The 25,488-nt window shown below is 39.0% G+C and carries 26 protein-coding genes, 1 pseudogene and 1 other annotated feature (1 of these 28 only partly in view); of the genes and pseudogenes, 21 read left to right on the plus strand and 6 right to left on the minus strand.

Features of this window, described 5'->3' with window-relative positions; translation table 11 throughout:
- Positions 1 to 10 precede the first annotated feature (10 nt).
- The 8 genes and pseudogenes from PQ460_RS09610 to PQ460_RS09645 form a co-directional block, all read left to right on the plus strand.
- A complete protein-coding gene (locus tag PQ460_RS09610) occupies positions 11 to 1,024 on the plus strand; it encodes an NADP-dependent oxidoreductase (RefSeq protein ID WP_274172477.1) in 1,014 nt (337 codons plus the stop codon).
- Between the two features lie 59 nt (positions 1,025 to 1,083).
- Complete coding sequence (locus PQ460_RS09615; RefSeq protein WP_274172478.1) at positions 1,084 to 1,617, plus strand: GNAT family N-acetyltransferase; 534 nt, start codon at positions 1,084 to 1,086, stop codon at positions 1,615 to 1,617.
- A 57-nt stretch (positions 1,618 to 1,674) separates the two neighbouring features.
- Positions 1,675 to 2,247 carry a TetR/AcrR family transcriptional regulator gene (locus PQ460_RS09620; RefSeq protein WP_274172479.1) on the plus strand — a complete coding sequence of 191 codons (573 nt, stop codon included), beginning with the start codon at positions 1,675 to 1,677 and terminating at the stop codon, positions 2,245 to 2,247.
- A gap of 224 nt (positions 2,248 to 2,471) precedes the next feature.
- The gene (locus PQ460_RS09625; RefSeq protein WP_274172480.1) at positions 2,472 to 2,597 is read left to right on the plus strand and encodes a hypothetical protein; all 126 of its coding nucleotides are present in this window, start codon (positions 2,472 to 2,474) and stop codon (positions 2,595 to 2,597) included.
- A 326-nt stretch (positions 2,598 to 2,923) separates the two neighbouring features.
- Positions 2,924 to 3,853, plus strand: a complete 930-nt coding sequence (locus PQ460_RS09630; protein ID WP_274172481.1) for an NUDIX hydrolase — start codon at positions 2,924 to 2,926, stop codon at positions 3,851 to 3,853.
- A 30-nt stretch (positions 3,854 to 3,883) separates the two neighbouring features.
- Positions 3,884 to 4,384 carry a riboflavin biosynthesis intermediates N-glycosidase gene (locus PQ460_RS09635; RefSeq protein WP_274172482.1) on the plus strand — a complete coding sequence of 167 codons (501 nt, stop codon included), beginning with the start codon at positions 3,884 to 3,886 and terminating at the stop codon, positions 4,382 to 4,384.
- A 31-nt stretch (positions 4,385 to 4,415) separates the two neighbouring features.
- Positions 4,416 to 5,348, plus strand: a complete 933-nt coding sequence (locus PQ460_RS09640; RefSeq protein ID WP_274172483.1) for a TIGR02452 family protein — start codon at positions 4,416 to 4,418, stop codon at positions 5,346 to 5,348.
- 320 nt (positions 5,349 to 5,668) lie between these two features.
- Positions 5,669 to 5,794, plus strand: a pseudogene (locus tag PQ460_RS09645) (excalibur calcium-binding domain-containing protein); the annotation flags it as partial.
- A gap of 129 nt (positions 5,795 to 5,923) precedes the next feature.
- Here PQ460_RS09645 and PQ460_RS09650 read toward each other — a convergent pair.
- The gene (locus PQ460_RS09650) at positions 5,924 to 7,324 is read right to left on the minus strand and encodes a HAMP domain-containing sensor histidine kinase (protein WP_274172484.1); all 1,401 of its coding nucleotides are present in this window, start codon (positions 7,322 to 7,324) and stop codon (positions 5,924 to 5,926) included.
- Entirely contained in the window at positions 7,309 to 7,992 is a 684-nt protein-coding gene (locus tag PQ460_RS09655; RefSeq protein ID WP_273612767.1) for a response regulator transcription factor, read from the minus strand. The genes PQ460_RS09650 and PQ460_RS09655 overlap by 16 nt, the downstream gene beginning before the upstream one ends.
- Positions 7,993 to 8,209: 217 nt before the next feature.
- Between PQ460_RS09655 and PQ460_RS09660 the strand changes: the two genes are divergently transcribed.
- The 5 genes from PQ460_RS09660 to PQ460_RS09680 all read left to right on the plus strand — a co-directional run bounded on the left by PQ460_RS09660 (position 8,210) and on the right by PQ460_RS09680 (position 12,030).
- A complete protein-coding gene (locus PQ460_RS09660) occupies positions 8,210 to 8,917 on the plus strand; it encodes a YceI family protein (protein WP_274172485.1) in 708 nt (235 codons plus the stop codon).
- Positions 8,918 to 9,082: 165 nt separating this feature from the next.
- Positions 9,083 to 9,685 carry a bifunctional transcriptional activator/DNA repair enzyme AdaA gene (locus tag PQ460_RS09665; RefSeq protein WP_274172486.1) on the plus strand — a complete coding sequence of 201 codons (603 nt, stop codon included), beginning with the start codon at positions 9,083 to 9,085 and terminating at the stop codon, positions 9,683 to 9,685.
- Between the two features lie 5 nt (positions 9,686 to 9,690).
- Complete coding sequence (locus PQ460_RS09670; RefSeq protein ID WP_274172487.1) at positions 9,691 to 10,251, plus strand: methylated-DNA--[protein]-cysteine S-methyltransferase; 561 nt, start codon at positions 9,691 to 9,693, stop codon at positions 10,249 to 10,251.
- 207 nt (positions 10,252 to 10,458) lie between these two features.
- Positions 10,459 to 11,049, plus strand: a complete 591-nt coding sequence (locus PQ460_RS09675; protein ID WP_274172488.1) for a DNA alkylation repair protein — start codon at positions 10,459 to 10,461, stop codon at positions 11,047 to 11,049.
- A 219-nt stretch (positions 11,050 to 11,268) separates the two neighbouring features.
- Positions 11,269 to 12,030: a polysaccharide deacetylase family protein gene (locus PQ460_RS09680; protein ID WP_274172489.1), complete on the plus strand. Its 762-nt coding sequence runs from the start codon at positions 11,269 to 11,271 to the stop codon at positions 12,028 to 12,030.
- A 135-nt stretch (positions 12,031 to 12,165) separates the two neighbouring features.
- Here PQ460_RS09680 and PQ460_RS09685 read toward each other — a convergent pair whose 3' ends face one another.
- Together PQ460_RS09685 and PQ460_RS09690 are read right to left on the minus strand one after the other, a co-directional pair.
- The gene (locus PQ460_RS09685) at positions 12,166 to 12,714 is read right to left on the minus strand and encodes an O-acetyl-ADP-ribose deacetylase (protein WP_274172490.1); all 549 of its coding nucleotides are present in this window, start codon (positions 12,712 to 12,714) and stop codon (positions 12,166 to 12,168) included.
- Between the two features lie 74 nt (positions 12,715 to 12,788).
- Positions 12,789 to 13,763: an aldo/keto reductase family protein gene (locus tag PQ460_RS09690; protein ID WP_274172491.1), complete on the minus strand. Its 975-nt coding sequence runs from the start codon at positions 13,761 to 13,763 to the stop codon at positions 12,789 to 12,791.
- Between the two features lie 127 nt (positions 13,764 to 13,890).
- On the opposite strand from PQ460_RS09690, the gene PQ460_RS09695 reads away from it, so the two are divergent.
- The 7 genes from PQ460_RS09695 to PQ460_RS09725 all read left to right on the plus strand — a co-directional run bounded on the left by PQ460_RS09695 (position 13,891) and on the right by PQ460_RS09725 (position 21,274).
- On the plus strand, positions 13,891 to 14,874 hold the full coding sequence (locus PQ460_RS09695) for a hypothetical protein (RefSeq protein WP_274172492.1): 984 nt from the start codon (positions 13,891 to 13,893) through the stop codon (positions 14,872 to 14,874).
- Positions 14,871 to 15,677, plus strand: a complete 807-nt coding sequence (locus PQ460_RS09700) for a response regulator transcription factor (RefSeq protein WP_274172493.1) — start codon at positions 14,871 to 14,873, stop codon at positions 15,675 to 15,677. The genes PQ460_RS09695 and PQ460_RS09700 overlap by 4 nt, the downstream gene beginning before the upstream one ends.
- Positions 15,670 to 17,466, plus strand: a complete 1,797-nt coding sequence (locus tag PQ460_RS09705; RefSeq protein ID WP_274172494.1) for a sensor histidine kinase — start codon at positions 15,670 to 15,672, stop codon at positions 17,464 to 17,466. The genes PQ460_RS09700 and PQ460_RS09705 overlap by 8 nt, the downstream gene beginning before the upstream one ends.
- Positions 17,467 to 17,556: 90 nt before the next feature.
- Positions 17,557 to 18,879, plus strand: a complete 1,323-nt coding sequence (locus tag PQ460_RS09710; protein ID WP_274172495.1) for an ABC transporter substrate-binding protein — start codon at positions 17,557 to 17,559, stop codon at positions 18,877 to 18,879.
- Between the two features lie 170 nt (positions 18,880 to 19,049).
- Entirely contained in the window at positions 19,050 to 19,934 is an 885-nt protein-coding gene (locus PQ460_RS09715; protein WP_273612756.1) for a carbohydrate ABC transporter permease, read from the plus strand.
- 30 nt (positions 19,935 to 19,964) lie between these two features.
- On the plus strand, positions 19,965 to 20,846 hold the full coding sequence (locus PQ460_RS09720; protein WP_274172496.1) for a carbohydrate ABC transporter permease: 882 nt from the start codon (positions 19,965 to 19,967) through the stop codon (positions 20,844 to 20,846).
- Positions 20,847 to 21,103: 257 nt separating this feature from the next.
- Complete coding sequence (locus PQ460_RS09725; RefSeq protein ID WP_273612754.1) at positions 21,104 to 21,274, plus strand: hypothetical protein; 171 nt, start codon at positions 21,104 to 21,106, stop codon at positions 21,272 to 21,274.
- A 103-nt stretch (positions 21,275 to 21,377) separates the two neighbouring features.
- On the opposite strand, the gene PQ460_RS09730 is transcribed toward PQ460_RS09725, so the two are convergent.
- Positions 21,378 to 22,484 (minus strand): LuxR C-terminal-related transcriptional regulator, encoded by a 1,107-nt coding sequence (locus tag PQ460_RS09730; RefSeq protein ID WP_274172497.1) that lies wholly within the window; start codon positions 22,482 to 22,484, stop codon positions 21,378 to 21,380.
- Between the two features lie 351 nt (positions 22,485 to 22,835).
- Here PQ460_RS09730 and PQ460_RS09735 point away from each other — a divergent pair, with 351 nt between their 5' ends.
- On the plus strand, positions 22,836 to 24,026 hold the full coding sequence (locus PQ460_RS09735) for a saccharopine dehydrogenase NADP-binding domain-containing protein (RefSeq protein ID WP_274172498.1): 1,191 nt from the start codon (positions 22,836 to 22,838) through the stop codon (positions 24,024 to 24,026).
- Positions 24,027 to 24,065: 39 nt separating this feature from the next.
- Here the strand turns inward: PQ460_RS09735 and PQ460_RS09740 are convergent, their stop codons facing one another.
- Positions 24,066 to 25,241 carry an aminotransferase class I/II-fold pyridoxal phosphate-dependent enzyme gene (locus PQ460_RS09740; protein WP_274172499.1) on the minus strand — a complete coding sequence of 392 codons (1,176 nt, stop codon included), beginning with the start codon at positions 25,239 to 25,241 and terminating at the stop codon, positions 24,066 to 24,068.
- Positions 25,242 to 25,344: 103 nt separating this feature from the next.
- Positions 25,345 to 25,488, minus strand: a binding site (T-box leader) (it continues 102 nt past the right edge of the window).

Here is a 25,488-nt window from a genome sequence, read left to right on the forward strand (position 1 = left end):
TGATCCAGATATGAAGCGCACTATGAAAGCCGCTCAGATCACGAAATATTCTAAACAAATAAAAGCACAAGTGAACACTATTGAAATTCCAGATATTGCAGATCATGAAGTGCTGGTCAAAGTCAAAGCCGCCGCTGTGAATCCACTGGAAATGTTAATCATGACAGGCAGTGTCAAATTCATTCAAGACTATAATTTTCCGCTCACGATCGGCAATGAACTGGCAGGTGTGATTGAAAACGTAGGCAAAAATGTACATGGATTTCAGGTAGGCGATGATATTTATACACGTTTACCTTTGAACAAAATAGGTGCCTTTGCAGAGTATGTCGCTGTAGACGCGGGTGCTATTGCACATATGCCCAAAAATTTGTCTTATGCAGAAGCATCTGCGGTAGCATTGACCGGACTTACGGCTTATCAAGGACTACATGAAGAACTAGAAGCAAAGTCGGGACAGTCTGTTTTTATTCCAGGTGGATCAGGTAGTTTTGGTCAAATCGCTGTTCCTATCGCCAAAAACATGGGATTGCAAGTCATCGTAAGCGGTAACGCACAGACACGCGAACGTACACTACAAATTGGTGCAGATCGATATTTGGATTATACGAAAGAAAACTATGTAGATGTTTTATCCCAGATTGATTATGTGATCGATACGTTGGGAGCAGAAGAATTTGATAATGAACTACAAATTATGAAGCCCGGAGGACGATTACTTTCTCTTCGTACAGGACCTAATAAACGTTTTGCAGAGGATCAAGGCTTCCCATGGTGGAAACAAAAACTTTTTGGTGCTGTTGGTGCCAAATTCGATAAAAAAGCGAAGCAAAAAGATATAGAATATCGCTTTATTTTTGTTCGCTCAGACGGTACACAATTGAAAAAAATTACGGGAATCGTTGAAAAAAATGATATCGTGCCACTTCTTCATTCTCAATCATTTACGCTAAACGATATCAATAAAGCATTAGAACTTGTAGCCAATGGTCGACCAAAAGGTAAAGTTATTATACAATTCTGATACGTTCAGTTTTGTAGACTCTGGAAGCTGAATATTTAGAGAGTAAAGGAGGCTACACATTGAATCGTATTAGAATTGAATTGATAACAGAAGCAACCAAAGATTGTTTGCAATTACCTAATGAGACATTTTATTTGTTTGGTGAATTAGTTGTGACAAAGCCTAATGATACATGGGAATATCAAGAGAAATACTTTGATGAGATCAAAGAAAAAATATTTCCAGAAGAGAACTATTCATTTGCCAAAATCGATCAGGATGGTTTTGCTATAGCTGCATTTGATCATGATATCTGTGTTGGACTGGCTGTATTTGAGATCGAATGGAATAAATATTGTTACCTTAGTGATCTGAAAGTAAATCAAAAATATCGTAGAAGTGGTATTTCTAAAGACATGCTTGATTTGGCAATGACTATATCCAAAGCAAAGAATTGTAAAGGTTTGAGTACTATTGCCCAATCTTATAATCTCGCTGCTAACAAATTCTATTTAAAATATGGGTTTGAAATCGGCGGTTTGAATAATAAAAGCTATCATTTTACATCTGAACGAGGCAATTCTGATATTTATTACTATTTGGATTTTGAATAAGTCATAAGTTTGCTGATCGTTCACTTCCCTATATAATAAATAAGCGAGGTGAAGACAATGGCAAGGCATAAAGAATTTGAAATTAATGAAGTATTAGATAAAGCGATGTATCTATTCTGGACGCAAGGATATGACAAAACATCGATGCAACAATTGGTTGATACGATGGGGATTCATCGAAGAAGTATCTATGATACGTTTGGAGACAAACACGCTCTGTTTATTCAAGCACTACAACGGTACAAATCTCTTCAAGCAGAACGATTACAATTGTTAATAGAAAAACAAGCACCTGTTAAAGAGCTGATGCGACGATTTCTAACCACTATGGTGGATAACAAAGATTTTCCTAAAGGATGTATGATGGTAAACTCCGGTGTGGAGTTAGGTATACTTGATCCTGAAGTATCTACATTTGTAGAAAATGGCTATACACAAACAGAACAATACTTGCGTGAGCTACTTCTGATCGGTCAAAATAACGGTGAAATTCAAGCGGATGTTGATACCGAATTTCTTGCTCACTATTTTATGAATGCATGGTTAGGTTTGCGTGCTATGGTCAAAACAACAGCAGACCAGCAAAAATTAAACGGTATTATTGATACAACATTACGTATTCTGGATTAATACAATATCATAATGGGGTATTCAACCAACCATAACAGCCTAACAAGTCGCTATCGCAAGAGAGTGATCATATGTCAGGCTTTTTTGTTTGAGCAAATAAAGATACTTCCACTACCGATTTTGATCTATTTCGCAATCAAGTATACAATCTGAATATACGATGTATCTTAACATTGCAGACAAGTGATGATCTGACAGGATATGAGAATCTATTGTATATTATAATGCATACTGAAAAAGTATATTTTCGAGCAGATAGCTTTTTTGTATCATTAATGGGTTGTTATATTACAGCTTATTTACTTGTAAAAGTGTGGCGTACGTTACGTAAACGGTTAAGTTATCAATAAGTTATACATAACAACAATCTTGAGGTGAACGAATGGATTTTTTTATACAAATGTTAGTAGGTGCAGGCGTAGTATTTGTTATTTTTGCTTTTATGACGATTACAACCAATCGTAAAAATAAACGTGGTAGACGTAAATAGGTAGCATGATGTATCGCACTCAAAAAAGACTTTCTTTAGAAATAGAGGAAGTCTTTTTTGCATGATTAGCGCCTAAAGGTTGACTTTTCAAATGACTTTGATTAATAATAACTATATGTTAATAACAAAAAGTGAATATCAATAATTAAATTAAACGTACTTATATCTTATATGGAGGTTATATCTATGCCGGATTCGTCAATCAACGATGCTAATCCCATTCTTAATCATAACGGACTTACCGAACAACAATTTCTGGAACAATACGATGCTGGTATATATGAACGACCTTCAGCTACAGTCGATATGCTGATTTTTACTGTGATGAATCAAGAGCAAGATAACTATCGTAAATTACCAGAAAAGTCATTGCAGTTATTGATGATTCAACGTGGTGAACATCCGTATAAAGGACAGTGGGCACTACCAGGGGGGTTCGTCTCAATCGATGAAAGTCTGGATGAAGCAGCCGCGCGCGAATTGCGAAGTGAAACGAACCTAGAACATATCTATATGGAGCAATTATATACATGGGGTGAAGTGGATCGAGATCCTCGTACAAGGGTCATTAGTTGTTCGTACATGGCATTAGTAGATTCTAGCACCCAACAAGTACAAGCAGGGGAAGATGCGGATGATGCTAGATGGTTTAAGCTAGATTATCATATTATGCAGGAAAAGAAAGTTCGCTTACCTGATGGATGTGAGATCGAGCGAGATATTCGGATTCATTTACACCATGGAGATTATCAGTTATCTGGATTGGTTCGGGTTACTCATGTCTATCGCGGAACAATTAATGATGTACGTTGGGAAGTGATTGAGAGTGAAGGAATTGCTTTTGATCATGCTAAAATGATTGCATATGGTGTAGAACGCCTACGTAGTAAAATTGAGTATACCGATATTGCGTTTAATTTGATGCCACCGTTATTTACATTATCTGCACTGCAACAAGTGTATGAAATTATTTTGGATCGAGAACTATTAGCACCTGCCTTTCGTCGAAAAATCGCTTCACAAGTTATAGCAACGAATGAATATACGAAAGATGCAGGACATCGACCGTCCCAACTATTTCGTTTTCGTCCCGCCTGGGAAGAGGTTGTCAAATAGTTTTTGGATCAAGAAAAGAGGAATCACACAATGAGTAGATCTGAATCGCCATCAGAATCATTTTTATTTTTTTATCGGGATGCTTCTCCATTTTCACAGTGGTATCCAGCATCTTTTATATTAGAAGGACAGCAATTTACATCGGCAGAGCAGTATATGATGTATGGCAAAGCTCAATTGTTTGGCGATCGTGAAATTGCTAGACGAGTAATAGAAGCGCCACATCCTCGTCAGCAAAAAGCATTAGGACGGCAAGTGCAACGATTCGATAACGATCTCTGGAATCAAGAAGCCAAAAATATCGTGTATCGCGGGAATCATGCCAAGTTTACCCAGAATCCAGAATTATTATTGGTTCTATTAGCTACAGCCGGTCATACGCTGGTAGAGGCTAGCCCTACAGACCGAATCTGGGGAATCGGGCTTGCTGAAGATGATCCTCGTATTCATCAACGCACTACATGGCGGGGAACGAATTGGTTAGGCGAAGTATTAACACAATTACGAGAAGATTTATTATCGCAAGTATAACTAGAAAAAGAGAAGTAAGGAGTTGCCAATCATGACATCACGAGAAATCCGCTCCAAATGGGCGCAGGAAACATTAGATATTTTAGAACGAGGTCATTACAAAGTACTATCAGGTAAACAGGTCGATATCAAATCAGAAGTTGAATATACTATTAACAATTCTGTTCTGTATACACCTGAAAAATTACCAACAGTTAAAGAAAAAGCAGTCGCAAAGATCAACACTCTTTTACAACATACAAATGACATCAAAAGTCCATATACAGCAGAGTCATTACAACCGGAAGAGTCGTCATTGTCGGATGATGAGCGCTGTGCGTTAAAGATTATTGTAAACCCATATTCAACGCTCAAAGCAGTCGAACAACTCACCATGAGACAACGACGTGATAAAGTTGCTTGTCTCAATTTTGCTTCTGCACGTAATCCAGGTGGTGGATTTCTAGGAGGAAGTCAGGCGCAAGAAGAAAGTCTGGCTCGTTCATCTTCCCTTTATCTTAGTCAGATTCAGATGACTGAAATGTATAACTATAATCGTCAGCAAAAAAGTTGTCTGTACTCTGATTATATGATCTACTCGCCACAGGTAACGGTCTTTCGGGAAGACGGTGGTTCGCTGAGAGCACAGACCTATCAAGTATCTATCATTACCGCACCGGCTGTAAATGCAGGGGTAGTTAGAGAACGAGAACCTGAACATGTAGACCAGATCGGCACAGTTATGTTAGAGCGGATTCGATACATTTTAGCAGTAGCGGCAGAGCAGGGCAATGAATATCTGGTATTAGGAGCTTTCGGATGCGGTGTATTCCGTAATGATCCATATGAAGTGGCAACGTGGTTCCGTCAGGTACTACTACAAGAGAAGTATGCTTTATTGTTCAAACAGATTATTTTCGCAGTCTATGATCGTTCCAAAGATCAGCAAGTGATTCAAGCTTTTGAAAAAATATTTAAAGCATGAACATAATAAAATCGCATAAAGTTAACTTATTTCTTATATAAAAGCGTACTGGAATAGATTATTCATAAGGTACGCTTTTTGCTATGGAAAAATAACTTATAACCTAAACTAACCAATTTAGATAACTATCCGATATAATCCATATAGTACCAAAAAAGTATAAAATAATATTTCAGACGCGAAGGGGTATACTCATGAAAAAAATGAACAAAGCATGTTCAGGATTAATTGCATTATCTTTGCTAGCAGGATTAACGGTAGCCGTTACACCAACAGTACAAGCACAATCCAGTCAAGCTGGAAGTTATGTAGCTACCAAATCCAAAACAGTATATTACAAAAACTGTAGTGCTGTTCGCAAAGCAGGAAAAGCTCCTTTATACAAAGGACAACCGGGATATAGCAAAAAATTAGATCGTGATAAAGATGGAATCGCTTGCGAATAGTTTATTCCTTTTCCATATAAAAAATAAAAAGGAACCTTTGTCCTCTTCGCAGAGAGTCAAGGTTCCTTTTTTCATTGTATACATAGATATTGAATGATTATAAAAAACTCGATAATACCTGCTGTTTATTTATCTTGGCAATTGTAAAGCAAACGTACTGCCTGACGAAGAACTCTGACGCAATCGCAATTCGCCACCTTGAGCGCGGGCTAACAATTGACTGTAAGTAAGCCCTAATCCTAAGCCACGTACACTGCGCTTTTTGCGATCTCCCCGATAAAAGCGTTCGAAAATATGAGACTGATCTTCAGGGGCTACGCCTGTACCATTATCGGTCACTTCTACATGAATATATTGCTGTTCTGCATACATCCGAATACGGAATTGAATCGGTATACTTTTATCCACAGCCTGTAATCCATTATTAAGCAGATTCACAAAGATTTGCTGAATTCGTAAAGAGTCGCCCATCGTATAAAGTGGTTCTTCAGGCAGATCGAGAACCATATCGACTGGATACGATTCATGTGTTAATTTCCATTGATAAGCAATCTCGGAGATAAGCAGTTGCAAGTGTAATCGATCACTCTGAATCTCTACACTACCAGAAGTAAAAGCATTATAATCCAGCAAGTCTGCAATCATACGCTCCATACGCGCTGATTCTTTGAGCGCAATATCAAGAAATTCTTTGGCTTCATCTTGAGTGACCACTTCTTCTCGTACAGCCATCACCAGACCTTTGATCGAGGTAACAGGTGTTTTTAGCTCATGGGTGACACCGGCTAAAGATAGAGCGCGCCATTCTTCTAACTGCTTCAATCGCTGTGCCATTTCTTCGAAAGACTGCACCAGCTCTGTAATTTCTTGTTCTTTCGTATCTATCTGCAAATTCACATCGTAGTTACCTGCACGAATCTGTTTGGCTGCATTGGCTACTAATTGGATCGGTCGGGATAATTTGCGAGATAACCAGTAGATCGTTAACCAGCCTGAGATAATAAGCGTACTTAACAGAACCACTACTAACACAATTTCATTAGGACTATAGGTCAGAGACTTTTTGGATTGAAGTAACGTTACCTGTCCAATCTTGACTCCTTGATCATTATAAATAGGAGTGTTCACAGCCATATACCGATTATCTGTCGGTTCAGCAAGATCAGGCGTTAACTTTTTACTTAATTTATCTTGCGGAAGATTAGGCATAGAGAATAAGAACTGACCTTTTTCATTCGCAATCATAATACACATATATTCATCCAAATTAAAAAATTTCAGCCGATTATCAATAATCTTATCCAGCTTATTTGGAATAACTATCGTTCCATTAGCAGATGTGACCCGATCAGCAACTTCTTGTCCGAGTAAACCTGCTGTTTTTAGACGGCTATCCATCGCTGTATCTCGAACCCAATAGACCGCAGCCGTAGCAATAATCAACAATCCGATACATAAAATAATAAAATAACGAATCGTCCAATACGATAAAATAGATGTTTGTTTTGATTTTTTTATTCGCTTAGCCAAAATTGATACCCCATTCCGCGCAATGTTCGAAGTTCACCTGTTTGCGATGACCAGTGAGAAAGTGACTGACGCAATCGTTTGACAGATAGATCGACTGCTCGATCACTTCCGTCGTAATCCATTCCCCAGACCTGTTCGATCAAGTGATCACGAGTAAAGGTACGGTTCGGATGCTCTGATAAAAAAAGTAACAACGATAGATCGCGTGGACTAAGTGCCACTTCAGCACCATTCAAATACACACGTTTGGCTGCCATATCAATCACCAGATTTCCGAAGTTACGTTTGCTGATGCCATCATTCCAGTGTGGGCGACGGCGTAGTACAGCATTTACTCTAGCTACTACTTCTTCAGGCATAAAAGGCTTGGTCATATAATCATCGGCTCCACCATCAAGTCCGGTGAGTCGGTCTTGAATATCATCGCGTGCAGTCAGCATAATCACCGGACAAGCACTTTTACTACGAATCATTTTGAGCAATTCCCAGCCATCCATTCCTGGCAACATAATATCGAGTATCACCAGTGCAGGGGAAGAGGAATTGAATAGCTCTAATGCTTGATGACCATCGGCAGCGCGCAACGTTTCAAACCCTGCTTTTTTTAAATAAGCAGATAGAACGCGAGCAATACCTTCTTCATCTTCTACGATAAGTATTAAGTTCATATTTCAAAGGCTCCTTATATCTACGTTTAGCATGGACTATATTTTAATAAGTACATTATCTGTTGTCTACTTATTGTACCTACCGTTCTTTAACTATCAAGTGGTTTTATAATAATCTTTATTTTTTTCTACTTCTTGTACATTTGGACATCTTCTCGACACATTCGCCGTTTAAGATAAGGATATTAAGAAGTATTTATAAAAGGAGATCAAAATCATGAATAAAAAAACAAGAAATATCCTCATTATCGTTGCTATTGTAGTAGTGATCGTGGCGATTGGTGGCTATCAATTTATGAAGAGTTATATGGGGAACAAAGTAGCTATTGAGCAAGTCATCCCAGCGACAAACACTTCTACTGAAGCTAGCGGAACAGCAGCATCTGGCGCAAGTGTAGCAGGAGACCAACTGAATGGCGATTGGAAAATCAATACCGATTCTTCTAAAGTATACTTCTCTGTAACGACTTCACAGGAAACAGTAAACTTTGTAGATAACAAAGTAACGGGCAACTGGACAGTGAATGTAGACGATCCTACCAAAATGGTAGCTGAAGGACAAATCGATATGAACGCGATTGATTCAGGAACAGCTCAACGTGATGAACATGTAAAAGAAGCTGATTTCTTCGATGTTGCCAAGTTCCCACAAGCGACTTTCAAAGCTACTTCTTTTGAAGGCTTGCCAACAACATGGACAGAAGGCGCTACTAACGATTTTACAATGAAAGGCACATTAACTGTTAAAGGTATTGATAAAGATGTAACGGTTGCAGGTAAAGCCGTATATCAAGGTGGACAAATTCTACTATCCGGTACAACGACAGTAACGTTTGAAGATTTTGGTATGAAAAATCCTCACTCGGTAGTATTGAGTACACAAAATGATATTGGTGTTCAACTGGAATTAACATTAGACAAATAAGTCAATCACGTCCAAAGCATTCCGTTCTTTACGAACGGGGTGCTTTTTTTGCTATCTTGCTGGATAGGTATTGTCTATTTTAAAATGTTGTTATCTTGCTTTTACATTCCAAACAGCGTACAAATACATATTCAACAGATATACTACAGGTAGAGGTGAAGAGCGATGAATAATACTGCAACGCATATAACAGATAGTCCACATATCACTACCGAACAATGGCAAGCGATTGTCAATAATGATTCTTCATATGATGGTCAGTTTTGGTATGCAGTACGGACGACAGGCATATTTTGCCGTCCTTCTTGTAAATCGAAAGCACCTCGACCACAGAATGTAACTATTTTTGCAGATCCCGATCAAGCACTGCATGCTCAGTATCGTCCTTGCAAACGATGCAAGCCTACAGGAGAACGATTGCCTGATCAGGAGTGGATCGCTGTCATTACACAATATATCGATCAGCATTATACAGAGCCATTAACATTACATGGATTAGCAGAGATAGGTCATGGTAGCCCGTATCATTTACATCGTACATTCAAAAAAGTAATGAATATTACGCCGGTAGAGTATATTCAGCGTTGTCGTATCGATCAAGCTTGTCAGGAACTGATTACTACCAATCATAGTATGACTGCAATCGGATTGAATATAGGCATACCGAACACTTCATACTTTGTCACTTTATTCAAAAAGAAAATCGGCATCACGCCCGCACAATATCGCAAACAGCATCATGCTGACCAATTAGTAAAAGGAGAGTAGAGTTTATGACAACAACAGACAACAGAAATAAAGATCTAGCTCAGCCCAATATCTACTGGACACAGATCAATCATCATCTATGGCAATTCTATATTGCAGCCTCAAGCAATGGACTATGTTATGTAGGCTCGCAAGGTCAACCTTTTGCAGAAATGGAGACATGGATACACACTAGACGGACTGGAAGTGTTCTAGTCGAAGATAAGCAGAAGCTAGAACCGTATGCCGAGCAATTGATTCAATATCTACAGGGAGAGCGTCAACAATTCACGATTGCTCATGATTTTCAAGGGACTCCTTTTCAATTACAAGTATGGCAAGCCTTGTTGCAGATTCCTTATGGACAGACATGGTCATACTCGGATATCGCTCAGCATATCGGACGACCTGCGGCAGTACGTGCAGTTGGAGCAGCGATCGGAGCGAATCCTTTTCTAATAACGATTCCTTGTCACCGGGTTATTGGCAAAGGCGGAGCATTAACAGGATATCGCGGAGGATTAGATATGAAAACAACGTTATTGGATTTGGAAAAAGAACTGCTTCCAGCAGGGAAAACAATATAGTTATACGTCTAAGCTATCTTTTTGTACTATCAAATAAGTTGGAGTTTTAAATGATCGTTTTGATAGACTATCCACCATTATCAAGGAGGTATTATTATTCGCGAGCAAATACTAGCTAAAGTAGATCATGATTATCAGAAATTTGCATCAAGCTTGCTACCCACAATTACAAACATATTAGGAGTACGTATACCACAACTGCGGATCATGGCTCAGCGCATTGCCAAAGCCGATTGGCGTACGTATTTACAAGAAGCAGAGCAGGAATATTTCGAAGAAGTGATGCTTCAAGGAATGGTCATCGGGTATGCAGAGATGGATATTGATGAACGATTACAATATATCACTTCATTTGTCCCCAAAATTGATAATTGGTCTGTATGTGATCGATTCTGTGGTGGGCTAAAATGTACAACATTCCATCAGCAACAAGTATGGAATTTCATTACACCTTATCTTTCTTCGAAGCATGAATATGAAGTTCGCTTCGCAGTTGTGATGTTACTGACGTATTATGTAGATGATGTCTATATTCAAGAAGTATTAGAACGCTTGGATCGGATTGAGCATAACGGATATTATGTCAAAATGGCTGTCGCATGGGCGATCTCGATCTGTTATATTCATTTGCCTGAACCGACCATGTATTATTTGCAACATAATCAGTTAGATGTATTTACGTACAATAAAGCGTTGCAGAAAATAACCGAATCATATCGAATAGATTCCGATACCAAAACAAAGATACGCCTGATGAAACGCAAATCAGCACAGTCATCAATACAGATACACAAGTAATAAATATCATACGATCAAAAAGGGCTACAGGTAAAAATGTAGTCTTTTTGTACGTTTTATAACAGATAAATTTACGAAATTGTTTTTTGTTTTTATCAATCGTAACAAAAATGTGATCTGAAAGTAGCTATTGAAGGATGAATTGTATTGCGCATATTAGATATAATAATGACGAGAGATGTCGAAAGTACATAAGATAAGGGAGAGGGAAACATTATTATGTCACGTTATCAAAAATGGATGTTAGTTACGATTTTAATTGGATTGTTGATTCCGCAATTCGCTACACAAACTGTGGTAGCCAGTGCACACACAAGCAAAAATGCTACAAAGAGTCAAAGTACTACACGTTCTGAGAAAGCAGAAAAAGTTATTTATCTAACATTTGATGATGGCCCAACAGCGCATACAATGCAATTGCTAGATATATTGGACAAATACGATGCTAAAGCAACATTCTTTATGTTAGGACCGCATATGGAACAGTATCAGACAGCAACCAAGCGTATTGTAAAAGAAGGCAATGGACTGGGATTGCATGGAGTTACTCATGTTGTCAAAAAATTCTATAATTCACCATTCAGTGCTTATAAAGAAATGCGTGATGCAAACGAAAGTCTGTATGAAGTAGCTGGTGTTCGTACCAGTCTTGTGCGTACGCCTTATGGTAGTAAGCCTTATATGAAACAAGGTTATCGTGATGTGATGCTGAATCAAGGTGGCTTCCATCTATGGGATTGGAATGTAGATTCATTGGATTGGAAATACAAAAAAGATCATCAACGTGTCTACAAAAATATTATGAGTCAGGTCAATTCTGTAGAAAAACGTGGTACAGCTCCTGTTGTATTGATGCATGATCAACCTGCTACACTTAAAGTATTGCCATTAGTATTAGAAACGTTGAAAAAAGATGGTTATACGTTCAAAGTACTAAGCAAACAAAACCATCCGGTCAATTTCTGGAATGACGAACGTTAATTATAGCTAATGTACACAAATACCCTGCCCTTTCTCACAGACAAGTACTGTGATAGAAAGAGCAGGGTATTTTTTTGGCTGTGATCGATTATATTTCTTCATGATGATCGATACTGACTATACAATGATATCAATCTATAAAGCTTTTATTTGTTGTTGATACAGTGCAAGATTATCTGCATCATAACAGACAAAAACGATCTGTTGTAATGTAGTGTCTGGATGTTGCTCTATATACTCTTTTACTGTCTGCAAAGCGATTGTAGCTGCTTCTTTTTTTGGGAAATGATAAATCCCTGTACTGATATTAGGAAAAGCAATCGATGTAAGCTGATGCTCATCTGCTAGCTGAAGAGAGTGAACATAACAATGAGCCAGTAACTGGCGTTCATTGTTAGATCCTCCATTCCATACCGGGCCTACCGTATGAATAACATGCTTGGCTGGCAAGCGTCCGGCTGTGGTGATTACAGCTTCTCCTGTCGGGCAGCCGCCTTGACGATTACGAATCTGCTGACATTCTTCTAGAATAGCAGACCCACCTGCGCGATGAATAGCTCCATCAACACCACCACCTCCAAGAAGACTAGAGTTAGCAGCATTCACAATAGCATCAACGTGTTGGACTGTAATATCTCCTTGAAGTAGTCCAATCTGCGTCTGTCCAATCTGAATATTATCCATATCTTCTCCTCCTAGCAATGATGGATCAGATCTATTTCACATATTCAGATTTACTCCCATGTATCTGTATATCATTAACGCATCGGTGAGAAATCTTGAATATCTTCCATCATCTGATCGATCTGTGATAATGTATCTTCGCTCAAACTAATATTTACCGCTTCTACATTTTCTTGAATCTGATGAGGCTTGGAAGCACCGATAATTGCTGAACTGACACCAGGTTGACGAAGAACCCAGGCAAGTGCTAATTGCGATAATTTGATATCCATACTTTGAGCCAATTGATCTAATTTGCCGACTACTTCCAGTACATCATCTCGTAGATAGCTATTGATAACATGGTTGACTGAATCATCGGCTGCGCGTGTTCCAGCGGCTGGTGCTTGACCTGGTTTGTATTTACCTGTCAAAATACCTTGAGCAAGAGGGGAGAAGACAACTTGTCCCAATCCATGTTGCTCGGATACACCTAGAACTTCATCTTCAATATAACGCTCAAATAGATTATAAATCGGTTGGTTAGCCGCAAGTGGGCGTAAGCGTAGACGATCTGCAATATGAGCCGCATCACTGATCTGCGCGGCTGTCCATTCACTTACAGCACTATACAAAATTTTGCCTTGTGATGTAAGATCATCTAGTGCACGTAATGTTTCTTCTGTTGGTGTCTCTGTATCGAATCGATGGCAGAAATAAACGTCGATATAATCTGTACCGAGACGCTTGAGACTGGCTTCGCATTGTTCCATAATATGCTTACGTGACAATCCGCGGTCATTCGGCCCATCGCCCATCGGGAAAAATACCTTGGTGCTCAATACATAACTAGAACGTTCATAGGAACGAAGAGCCGCTCCAATCGCTTTTTCACCTTCACCACGGTTGTAAGCGTTTGCGGTATCAAAAAAATTAATCCCTGATTCAAAAGCAGTGCGTACGCAATCATCGGCTGCTTGCTGTTCTGCCGCTGTGCCATATGTTAACCAGCTTCCAAGGCTGATCTCACTAACTTTTAGTCCTGTACGACCCAAATTACGATATTTCATTATAAACGCTCCTCTGTTATGTAGATTCATCAATCATCGTCAGCTACCGTAATAACTCACTTCTTTTATCATTAACGAAAAAAAATGATTCGTCAACCTTATATCACATTAGAAAGCAGGGATATATATGTCACCCCGATCACTTTTGCAACAAGGACTAGCTATTATTGCTGATTGTCAGAAGCAGACAGGAGATATCTGGGATGCTCATTATGGAACAGCCAGTATAGCAGCATCGTTTCTAGCGAAATCTTCTTCGATCACTACTGAAGGCGCGCAAGCGATAATCAATCAAGCAGAACAGATGGTTAGAGAACATATACAGGAATCTAGCGAGGCTTTATTGGTAGAGTCTGTACCTGTCACTTATGCTGAAGCGTTATCTATCATTCTACCTGCATTAGATGCCAATATCGATCAACTGCATTGGGTCGGGCATAATGTGATCTATACTGCTGTCTCATTACTTGCTATTCGAGAACTGGAAGCATGGGGAAGTCTAGAACATATCACACGTATTCAGCAATTAATTCAAGCTTTTGATCGTACCATTGCTGGACGTTCATGGATTGGATACAAAGCATCTGAAGTGAAAAGATTAGAGATTACTGTCACCGATTCATTTCCAAGTATCGAATCTCCTGCGCAGTTGTCAGCGTTTATTTTGCAAGAATTAGCAGAGACAGACCCTATCTATATCGCCGAAGCTCATCATGATCTGATCGGTCATACGTTAACCTTTTCTCATGCGCTAAATATATTGCATGATCTAGGACAATCTTCATTATTTAGACGTGGATTATATCCTTTATTACAAATGTGCAAAGTGTTGCGAGCTAGTCGTCATTGGGATGGACACACAACAGATACACATAGTCTGTATTCACCTGTAGATCGTTTGCCACTTCAACAGGCTATTCCTGTACCTTTTTGCTATACAGATATTGAATTCTGGCAACAAGATCTAGCGAAAGCCGATTGGGATTATGGACATCATTTCAAATTTGTCTGGAGTTATAACGATCATATTCAGCGTGCATCACAATGGAGTCAGGCGACAGCTATACCTTTTCATTGCTTAATTCATGGAATACAGGAGGAGAACAGATGATTACATTGATGATAGCAGATGATGAAGCGATGACTCGTAGAGGGCTTGAAATGTTAGATTGGCATGATCATGGATTTCAATTGATTGGCATAGCTGCAAATGGAATCGAAGCCAGACAATTAAGTCTCACACAAAAACCTGATCTATTGCTTACCGATATTCGTATGCCAGGCATGGATGGGTTAGCACTGATGGACAGTCTGAATCAGCAACAATGTGCACCTAAAGTGATCTTTATTACCGCTTATCATCAACTGGATTATGCGCTCAAAGCGATTCAGTTGGGAGCATTAGGATTTGTATTGAAGCCGACTGATCCAGATGAGATTATCGCTGCTTGTCTCAAAGCCAAAGCAATGATTATAGAAGAACGCCAGCGACAGAGTACAGAAGAAGAGTTACGTGACCAGTTGGAAGAATATGCACTGACTTTACAAGGCAAGCATACCGCTCATCCTGATCAGCCTTCGCTACATCCTGTGATTCAGCAGATGCTACAAACAATGGAAAAGCAATATATGAAAGATATTACTATCGAACAAATGGCAGACAAAAATCATTTTAATGCAGACTATTTAAGTCGATTATTTAAAAAAGAAACAGGCGATAATTTCTTGAATACGCTTACAAGGATTCGCATGCAAAAAGCTGTTCAATTGCTGGGTAATTCTCATCTGGAAATTTACAAAATTGCCGAGCAAGTCGGGATTCGTGATGCTCGCTATTTTGGACAAGTATTCAAAAAAAGATATGGATTAACACCGAATGAATTTCGCAAAAAAGGAGATCATCCTCATGCTTGAAGTGATGTTATATCGACTGATTCAAGCGGCTCGTGATCTTAATATTCGGAATAAATTATTTATCGCTTTTATCGTACTGAATCTGATTCCGTTAGCAGTGATAAGTGTCTGGACGTACCAGAAATCTAGCTCGCTTATTCAAGAACAGACCAATATTTATACGATGGATATGCTAAGTGAAGTCAGTAAAAATATAGAACTGCATATGCATGATATTGAGCGATTGTATTATTCGATTTTTACCAATCAAGAAATTCGCAAATCGCTCAAAGCAGTCAATCGACAACAATGGACAGATCTGCAATACGTCTCTGCGGATAAGCAGATACGTAATATTTTGTATGGATTAATCAGCGATCGAGAAGACGTAGAAGGGGTTAGTCTGTATGCGCTCAACGGCACGTCTTTTCAGACCAGTATGTATGCCAAAAAGTTAGACTTGCGTGATCAGAACTGGCAAGTGCTTCAACGTAATCGTGGTGATTTGTCATGGTTCAATCCTTCGGGGCAACAATCAGTAGTCGCCGCTGTAAGTACTATTTATGATGTGGATAGCCTGCAAAAGATAGGCTATTTTTTGTTGACTTATCATGAGGAAGCTCTCTATAAAGTGTACAGTCAGATTAAGCTCAATGAACAGGGTGAGCTATTTATTATTGATAGTCATGGACAGATTATCTCAAGCCGGCACAAAGAACTGATTCACCATACCCCATCAGAATCGTATTTACAAAAGATTATTACCAGTGGTGATACAGGTGATTTTGCAGATGATATTGATGATAAACAGCAGATAGTATCGTATCAACGTATTCAGAATACAGATTGGAAAATTGTAAGTATTATTCCGACGGCTCGCTATTCGGAACAATCGATTATGCTGCAACAATGGATGATTATTTTGTTTGTCGTCGTTGCTTTGATCACTCTTATTTTGGGCTATTATTTGTCAGTCAGTATTTCCAGACCGATTCGTCAATTATCTTCGATTATGAAAAATACCGAACGTGAAAATTGGTCGATTAGCTTTAATTATCCGTCACGAGATGAGATAGGTATTCTTAGTCTGAACTTTAATCGTATGATCGCCCGTATTCATTATTTGATCAATCAAGTGTATGAAGAGGAACGTCTACGTCAGCAATCTCAACTCAAATTTCTAATGTTCCAGATCAATCCGCACTTTTTATTCAATACGCTTGAAACGATGAATTGGATGGCACGAATCGAAGGGGTACCGGAAGTAGGTAAATTGTCCAAAGCGTTAGGCGATCTAATGCGAGAAGGAATCAAAGGCAAAGATTTTATTACACTGAGTGAAGAATTAGAAAGCGTCAAAAAATACATTTATATTCAAAAAGTAAGATATGTCGATAAATTTGATATGAAATATGATATTGATCCAGCGGTACTGTCTGTTATTGTACCGCGGTTTATTTTGCAACCGATTATTGAAAATGCAATTGTACATGGATTAGAGATGCAGATGGATAATGGACATATTCGTATTCATGCGTATGAAAGTGAAGATACGCTGGTGTTAGCGATAGCCGATGATGGATTGGGAATGAGCACCGCTCAACTGGAAACGTTACGTCATTATCTGGAAAATCCTTCGGATTCTACATTATCAGGTATAGGACTACTGAATGTGCATCAACGAATACAACTGCATTATGGAGAAGAATATGGTCTGAAGATTAACAGTATAGAAGAGCAAGGAACAACGATCATTTTGCGTATTCCTAATAGACTTTTAATGGAAAAAAGGTCGGAATTTTCAAGCTAAATGTCAGAAATACCACATGGTCGATATGCCGATCACCTTATATGATGAAAGCGTATTCTATACCGAAAGCATGAGAGGATGAAAAGAGTCATGACAAAGGGGTATTGGAAAAAAAGTATCGGTGTACTCACAGGTGTTCTTTTATTAAGCAGTGTACTTGCAGGATGCGGGAATAGTTCAGAATCCTCTACAGCATCAGGTTCTACAGGAGGAACAAGTGAAACGGTTATCTATGACTGGCAAAATGCAGACAGTTATGTGTATAAGATGTCGGAACAACTAGCTAAAGAATACAATGAACGTAAAGATGCGACAACAACGATGAAAGTACAGCATATCCCGGGAACTGATCGGTATTATCCGAAGCTTAATGCAGAGCTTGCGGCGAATGCAGGCCCGGATGTATTTGTAAGTCATGCTGCTGGTAAGTTAAAAACGTATGCAGATTCGGGCAGAATTATGGATTTGACTGAAATTTTAAATGCTGATCCTGAATGGAAAAAAAGCTTTACTTCAGGGGCATTCAATCTACTGACATTTGATAATAAAGTGTATGCGATCCCGACAGCATTTGCGACAGTACCTCTTTTTTATAACAAAGAAATTTTTGCAAAATATAATCTGACTCCACCAACTACTTACGAAGAACTCAAAAATGTTATTAAAGTACTTAAAGATAATGGTGTTACACCATTTGCATTTGGAGCCAAAGAATCATGGACAAGCGCTCTATTTAGCGAAATGGTAGCGAATCGAATAGGTGGAGACGAGCCATTTAACAAATTGATGGAAGGAACAGGCACATGGATGGACCCTTCGTATATTCAGACAGGAAATGTAATGAATGAATTACGAGATATGGGTGCTTTCCCTTCCGGATTCTTAGGATTGGATAATACTGCAATTACGAATATGTTCAAAAATGGTGAAGCGGCTATGTTCGTGATGGGAAGCTGGGCAGTAGGTTCAGTAGAAGCAGCAGATTCCAAAGTTCAAGGCAAAATAGGAATCGCCAAATTCCCTACATTTGAAGGCGGTAAAGGTGATCTAAATACATGGTTAGGGCAACCTAGTTACAATCTAGTCATTCGTGCGAATACCAAAAATAAAGATGCGGCTCTTGAATATATCAAAGCTTGGACAAGTAATGATGTCCAGACCAAATTGGCAGAAGAAAATGGAGATATTCCAGCAGTCAATGTGAAGCTGGATAAAGACAAAGTGCCTGCTGTTGCACAAGATTTGCAAAAAGAAATGTCTGATATGAAAGGCATGTTTATTTTCTACGATGTAGGTCTGGGCGCGAAGATCGGCGATGAATACAATACAACGATTCAAGCGATATTAGCAGGACAAGCACCGGAAGAAGCTTTTCAAAGTCTAGAACAATTCACTCAAGATAACAAAGAATAAAAAAACAGCAAAGTATTCATTACAAAAAAATACAGTAAGAAATCATAATTCTCTGGCATCTGAATCATGTGGAGCCTTAGTGATAGTGATTTCTTACTGCTTATTCCTCAGCTAGATGATCTGCAAAGTAAATATTAGACACCATTGTAGTTCTGGAAAGGCGGAAGATGATGGAACGAATGTTACGAAATAAGTCAGCGATTATTGTATTTTTGTTGCCTGCATTGCTACTGTATACAGCGATCGTGTTTATTCCGATTGTGGCTTCGATTTACTTTAGCTTTTTCAAATGGGATGTTATTAGTCCGATGAAATTTATCGGTCTGGATAATTACACACGTATGTTTACCAGAGATTCGGTCTTTTTTACCAGTATCAAAAATATGATGATTTTATTGTTTGTCAGTCTGGTTATTCAGCAAGGACTCGGGTTTTTGCTTGCTATTTTGATTACAGGTTCGATCAAAGGTAAAGAATGGTTTAAAAATATTTTCTTTTTTCCAGCGGTTATCTCTAGTGTGGCTGTAGGGATGATGTGGAGCTTTATCTATAATCCTGAAATTGGCATGCTCAATAAATTGTTAGAAGTGCTGGGGATGTCCTCACTGGCTAACGATTGGTTATCTCAACCGGATACAGCAATGTGGGCGGTATCTTTTGTCGTAGGCTGGCAATACCTCGGGTATACGATGATTCTGTATATTGCTGCTATTCAGAATATCCCTGCGCATATTTTTGAATCGGCTCGGATCGATGGTGCGGTAGGTTGGAAAGTTGTCTGGCATATGACGATTCCACTGGTACAACCGATTATGAAAGTAACAACGATTCTGATAACAATTGGTTCACTCAAGTTCTTTGACCTCGTATTTGTCATGACAGGTGGAGGGCCTGCCAATCAGACACAGGTACTCGCTTCTTATCTGTATGGTAGATCGTTCCGTCAATTTGAATACGGGTATGGAGACGCCTTGTCAGTGATCTTGTTGTTAATGTGTCTGGCGGCAACAGTACTGATCAATATGATTTTCCGCAAATCAAGTATTGAATATTAAATCGGATAGCGATGGGGGTGAACAGGAAGGATGAAATCTTCGCCTTATGTAGAGACAACCAAACAGCAAAGTAATGTAGATACACGACGTTTTTTTCCGCTAGGTAAAATCATGATTTATGCTGTGCTGTGTTTTGTAGCGATTTTCTATGTATATCCATTGTTATGGTTATTGCTTAATTCGCTCAAAGAAACACCTGAAATCTATACTAATCCATGGGGATTGCCCCAACACTGGATGTGGAGTAATTATTGGAATGCCTGGACAACAGGTAATACAGGCAGATATCTGCTGAACTCGGTCTGGATTTCTTCAGCTACTTTGGTCGCTGTACTGGTATTTAGCGCGATGTCGGCATATGCTTTAACTAAATTACGTTGGAAATTATCAAAAGCGACGTTTGTTTATTTTCTATTAGGAATGATGGTTCCGATTCATGCGACATTGATTCCACTGTTTGTATATTTTACCAAAGTCGGATTAGTGGATTCGCAGTTCGGTCTGATTCTGATTTATATTTCATTTGGATTGCCAGCGGCTGTACTGGTATTGTGCGGATTTTTTACAGGTATTCCTAAAGAAATGTTGGAAGCTGCTGTGATGGATGGCTGTACAGTCTATAGTATTTTTTGGCGGATCGTTATACCGATCTCGAAGCCTGCGCTGATGACAGTTACGATTTTGAGTTTTGTCGGGGTGTGGAACGAGTTGTTATTAGCACTTGTCTTTATTTCTGATCCTGACAAACTCACGCTTCCTGTTGGGCTGACCCGTTTTGCAGGGGAATATACAACCGATTATGCACCGATGTTCGCAGCGATTATGATCGCTACCATTCCAACAGTAGTTTTATTCGCTGTGTTCAATAAACAAGTATTAGCTGGAATGGCTGAAGGTGCGATCAAAGGTTGAGTTTTATTGACTTAATTGACTAGAAACACAAGTAGAAGTACAAAAAAGATCTGTACTGATCCTAATACAAGCTCTGTAATAGCAAACGCTCTACCATGTGTAGTACGAATCGAAATAAGACTAAACGTGAGCACAAGAATAAGTAATTATTCTTCATACATTTTTCAGCTAATCTTAAGCTAGTTTCCATAAAGAATTCATATACATTGGGTATAATATAAGTATAGAGTTCGTATTCTGGAACTGGAGTGATTACAATGAGTGAAGAATTTTTGGATGAATTACACAAAATTAGCCATGATGATGATTGGCGCTATAAATTATTAATGCAAGGTGTTAAGCAGACACTGGCGACTCGCAAAAGCGAAAGTGCGCTGAAACGATACATGAGACGTAAAAGCAAGCATATTACTGCAATCTGGAAATAAACGAAGATTGCTATCGATTGGGTAAGTTGCTATTTAATCGAAAAATCACTTTGATTTGAATGTCTCATGTATATGTGTAATGTCTACTTATTATGTCGAGATTTTATAATGATAAAGGTACATTATTATCTTCTAGACATGTTGTTCGGGATAATAGACGAGCGATCAGTTCTCTACGACTGGTCGTTTTTGTTTTGCTAAAAATAGATTTGAGATGATCTTGCACAGTATATGGCGAAATATGCAAAATATCAGCAATTTTGCGTGTTGATAATCCTTCGATCACTTGATCGACAATCTGCTGTTCACGTTCAGATAAATGATAAGCTTCCATCATCCACGGCAAAATATCAAGTGGAGAAGCCGATTGGATCGCTATCATCAATTGGACACCGGTGTTCTTGCCATACAGACCATACGCTGTAATATGTACATAATCATGTTGACGTACAGGTACACATACTTGAATAGGTGAGTTTTCTGTCGAAGGGTGCTCCCACTGGTGTGATGATTTTGCTGTATGAGTATAATCAGCTAATGCCATACTAGCTACAGCAAGAATAGGACGTGGAAGTACAGATTCGGTAATGCCTTCATGCTGACGTAATACGTCTAACCAGTGGCAAGTATCCGAATTGGATGACAACAATTCTAATTGTTCGGAGAACATCATAATGCCAGGCGAACGTAATTTGATCTCATTGACAAAAGGAATCGCTAGACTGAATTGACGCAAATGCCGGGCAATCAGAGGAGAAATTTCACTTAATACCCCACATTCTTGTTCGCTAAATAAAGACTGATCTTTTTTCCGAAAAAGGGTCAAATATCCCCAGCATTTACCTTTATACAATAACGCTGCCCGTAATTCATCTCCAAAGCCAGCAGGCTCCAAAATATCTCGATATCGCGAACTCTGTTCAGGTTGACCTTCTGTAATATGATGCAATGTCACTACAGGATGATCGGAATAAACCAGTTCATCGTAGTGATTGATATCTTCATGTCCGTATTCATAAGCTAACAATTGATGATGAATCGACTCGATATTGTGTTCGACTACTGCTCCAGTAGACAGTAAGCGATACGGATCAATATTTGTACAACAAGCACCTGCAAAAGGAATCATTGGTTTTAATTCTTCTAATAAAGAGTGGATATATGCATAAGAAGAATGAGAACGTTGCGCGAATTCTTCGAGCTTTTGCATGTAAGTCTGTGTATTCATAATGATCGCCTACCTTTGTTAGATTTCTGTCCTATCAAGTTCTATCTTTGCTCATGTGTGCGATACAAATCCCATCTTTCTGGGATAGTGATCTTACGATAATTCTATATACTTAATAATAGTTACCGATTATACCAGAAGGAGCATGACGATGACCAATTCCGATATATCCATAAGCTGTAACGATTCCACAGCAGAACAATACATAGAGCGTACTCATCACAAGATTCCAGATTATGAGTATCTATACAGGCTAACAGAAGATGGACTGCCAGTGCAATCAACGCATAAATCATATCCAAAATATAGAGATAAATAGTAGGGGTGTAACCGATGGAAAAAGAACAGATTGTTGTTGTAGGAGGATATGGAAGTGTAGGGCAGACTATTTGTCAGCGCTTGAGTGAACTATTTCCAGAACAAGTGTATGCTGCTGGAAGAAATATAGCCCGAGCAGAGCAATTTAGCCGTACCACCAAAGGAAAAGTAAAGCCATTACAATGGGATATTAAGCAACATCCGGCTAGTACTATAGATCATGATTATGCAGAATCACATGTCATTATCCAGTCTCATATTCAAGATCAATTTGAACAATTATATCAATGGTCAAACGTAAAATTAGTTATTATGTGTCTGGATCAGCATGATACGATATGGGTGCAATATTGCTTGAGTGCAGGTATTCATTATATTGATATTTCGGCTAAAGATTCTTTTCTATATCAGCTAGAACAACTGAATTCAGCTTCTTGGCAAGCGACAGCATTACTGAGTGTAGGGCTAGCACCTGGATTAACCAATTTACTAGCACAGCATGTCTGTACCTTATTGGATCATATCGATCAACTAGAATTGTCTGTTGTATTAGGATTAGGAGAACATCATGGTCAAGCAGCGATCAAATGGACAGTCGATCAGTTGAATACCTCTTTTCCGGTGAGAAAGCAAGGAGAATGGAGCGAAGTTCATAGTTTTACCGAAGGACGCAAGGTGTCATTGGGCACAGCATTACCTTATCAATATGTATATCGTTTTCCATTTTCAGATCAACAAGCATTAGCCAGAACAACAGAGATACCAACCATATCTACACGTCTTGGATTTGATTCAGTAGTGATAACTAGAATAATCGCTGGTCTGCAAAAAATAGGCTGTTTTCGTTTATTATCAATTCCTTGGATACGTAGAGCTATTGTGGCTATATTTAGCAATGTGCATATAGGGAGTGAGCAATATGGTATCCAAGCAGAAGCGAGTGGCTTATACGACAATCAATCAGTATCGGTCTCTGGTTGGTTAACAGGTTATCATCAGTCGATTGTTACTGCTGAAGTGACAGCGATTGTCGCAGAGATACTCTATACTTCGAATATGCCTTACGGTATTTATCATCTACAACAGCAAATAAGCTGGGAGCAAGTAATCACACGTCTGCAACAAGTGATTCATATCGAGTGGGGAATAGAACATGATCCAATCGATAGAGCTGAATCTTCAATATCAGTTTCAGCTCTAAAATGATTGATTATACATCACTGGATTTATCTATAAAAGGATCTACTAAAGAGTCTGCAAAAATTGACGCATGCGTTCTAATGCTTCATCCAATTGCACAGAAGATGTAGCATAAGAGCAACGTATAAATCCTTCGCCACCTTTACCAAATGCTGTACCCGGCACAGCCAATACACCCACTTCTTGTAACAATCGACCTGCAAACTGTTCTGAAGTTAAACCTGTATGAGCGATAGAAGGGAAAGCGAAAAAGGAACCGAGTGGTTCATGACATTGTAGCCCGATCTGGCGTAATCCTTGTACAAAAGATATACGGCGAGCATTATAAGAAGCCATCATTTCATCTTTTGCAGCCAGACCATGAGGTTTGAGCGATTCCAGCGCAGCAATCTGACCTAGAATCGGTGCACACATAACAGTATATTGATGGATTTTGAGCATAGCTTGAATTAATTCTTCAGGGCCACAAGCATATCCAATACGCCAACCGGTCATAGCAAAAGCTTTGGAAAAGCCACTGAGTAACAACGTGCGTTCTTTCATACCCGGTAGACTTGCAAAACTCATATGCTTTTGCCCGTATGTTAATTCAGCATATACTTCATCGGTAATCACGACTAGATTATGATCTTCGACAATCTTAGCAATCGGCAACCAATCTTCATACGTCATAATTCCACCTGTCGGGTTACTCGGATAGCTCAAAATCAATATTTTGGAACGTGGTGTGAGACTTGCAAGTAGTGAAGCAGGTGTTAATTTGAAATTGTGCTGAGCAAACGTCTCTACCTCAACAGCAACACCGCCACCTAGATTCGTAATCGGTGAATACGATACATAACAGGGAGCAGGGACAAGAATCTCATCACCTTCATTAATCAATACACGTAATGCTAGATCAAGTGCTTCACTGCTACCGATGGTCACCATCATTTCATGGACAGGATTGTAATTAACTTTGAAATTCGTATACAAGTAATCAGCAATACTTTCGCGTAACTCAGGTAAGCCAGCATTATGAGTGTACGTTGTTCTACCTTCTTCTAGCGCACGAACACAAGCTTCACGTACTAGACGAGGTGTAGGAAAGTCAGGTTCACCGATACCAAGTGAAATAATATCTGTACGCTCTGACGAATAATCGAAAAATTTGCGAATACCTGAAGGTTTCATTTGCTGTATAGAAGGGGTTAAAAATTGGCTAATAGTTGATGTTGTCATGATTGTTCCTCCTCAAAAGTCTTTGAATAGTGAATAACGATCTGTTCACGTATAAGATTCAGTAGAGGATGAGGGAAAAGAAAACAAAAAAGACCCGTCCCTAAAAAGGGACGAGTCTTTTACCCGTGTTACCACCCTAGTTCCACTTTGTGCGTACACAAAATGACACTCTGCTACGTATCTATCAATACGTGTTCCCGTTAACGCTGGACATGCGGCAGCACCTAGTTGGTTATTTCAGCCTGCT

The organism is Paenibacillus sp. KACC 21273 (assembly GCF_028736095.1).
Classification (GTDB): domain Bacteria; phylum Bacillota; class Bacilli; order Paenibacillales; family Paenibacillaceae; genus Saccharibacillus; species Saccharibacillus kyungheensis.

Excerpts from the sequence above, each read along its gene's own strand:
- PQ460_RS09610 (WP_274172477.1), top strand. The coding sequence starts at position 11 with ATGAAGCGCACTATGAAAGCCGCTCAGATCACGAAATATTCTAAACAA.
- PQ460_RS09620 (WP_274172479.1), top strand. The coding sequence starts at position 1,675 with ATGGCAAGGCATAAAGAATTTGAAATTAATGAAGTATTAGATAAAGCG.
- PQ460_RS09625 (WP_274172480.1), top strand. The coding sequence starts at position 2,472 with ATGCATACTGAAAAAGTATATTTTCGAGCAGATAGCTTTTTTGTATCA.
- PQ460_RS09630 (WP_274172481.1), top strand. The coding sequence starts at position 2,924 with ATGCCGGATTCGTCAATCAACGATGCTAATCCCATTCTTAATCATAAC.
- PQ460_RS09635 (WP_274172482.1), top strand. The coding sequence starts at position 3,884 with ATGAGTAGATCTGAATCGCCATCAGAATCATTTTTATTTTTTTATCGG.
- PQ460_RS09640 (WP_274172483.1), top strand. The coding sequence starts at position 4,416 with ATGACATCACGAGAAATCCGCTCCAAATGGGCGCAGGAAACATTAGAT.
- PQ460_RS09655 (WP_273612767.1), bottom strand. The coding sequence starts at position 7,992 with ATGAACTTAATACTTATCGTAGAAGATGAAGAAGGTATTGCTCGCGTT.
- PQ460_RS09660 (WP_274172485.1), top strand. The coding sequence starts at position 8,210 with ATGAATAAAAAAACAAGAAATATCCTCATTATCGTTGCTATTGTAGTA.
- PQ460_RS09665 (WP_274172486.1), top strand. The coding sequence starts at position 9,083 with ATGAATAATACTGCAACGCATATAACAGATAGTCCACATATCACTACC.
- PQ460_RS09670 (WP_274172487.1), top strand. The coding sequence starts at position 9,691 with ATGACAACAACAGACAACAGAAATAAAGATCTAGCTCAGCCCAATATC.
- PQ460_RS09675 (WP_274172488.1), top strand. The coding sequence starts at position 10,459 with ATGGCTCAGCGCATTGCCAAAGCCGATTGGCGTACGTATTTACAAGAA.
- PQ460_RS09680 (WP_274172489.1), top strand. The coding sequence starts at position 11,269 with ATGTCACGTTATCAAAAATGGATGTTAGTTACGATTTTAATTGGATTG.
- PQ460_RS09685 (WP_274172490.1), bottom strand. The coding sequence starts at position 12,714 with ATGGATAATATTCAGATTGGACAGACGCAGATTGGACTACTTCAAGGA.
- PQ460_RS09690 (WP_274172491.1), bottom strand. The coding sequence starts at position 13,763 with ATGAAATATCGTAATTTGGGTCGTACAGGACTAAAAGTTAGTGAGATC.
- PQ460_RS09695 (WP_274172492.1), top strand. The coding sequence starts at position 13,891 with ATGTCACCCCGATCACTTTTGCAACAAGGACTAGCTATTATTGCTGAT.
- PQ460_RS09700 (WP_274172493.1), top strand. The coding sequence starts at position 14,871 with ATGATTACATTGATGATAGCAGATGATGAAGCGATGACTCGTAGAGGG.
- PQ460_RS09705 (WP_274172494.1), top strand. The coding sequence starts at position 15,670 with ATGCTTGAAGTGATGTTATATCGACTGATTCAAGCGGCTCGTGATCTT.
- PQ460_RS09710 (WP_274172495.1), top strand. The coding sequence starts at position 17,557 with ATGACAAAGGGGTATTGGAAAAAAAGTATCGGTGTACTCACAGGTGTT.
- PQ460_RS09715 (WP_273612756.1), top strand. The coding sequence starts at position 19,050 with ATGGAACGAATGTTACGAAATAAGTCAGCGATTATTGTATTTTTGTTG.
- PQ460_RS09720 (WP_274172496.1), top strand. The coding sequence starts at position 19,965 with ATGAAATCTTCGCCTTATGTAGAGACAACCAAACAGCAAAGTAATGTA.
- PQ460_RS09725 (WP_273612754.1), top strand. The coding sequence starts at position 21,104 with ATGAGTGAAGAATTTTTGGATGAATTACACAAAATTAGCCATGATGAT.
- PQ460_RS09730 (WP_274172497.1), bottom strand. The coding sequence starts at position 22,484 with ATGCAAAAGCTCGAAGAATTCGCGCAACGTTCTCATTCTTCTTATGCA.
- PQ460_RS09735 (WP_274172498.1), top strand. The coding sequence starts at position 22,836 with ATGGAAAAAGAACAGATTGTTGTTGTAGGAGGATATGGAAGTGTAGGG.
- PQ460_RS09740 (WP_274172499.1), bottom strand. The coding sequence starts at position 25,241 with ATGACAACATCAACTATTAGCCAATTTTTAACCCCTTCTATACAGCAA.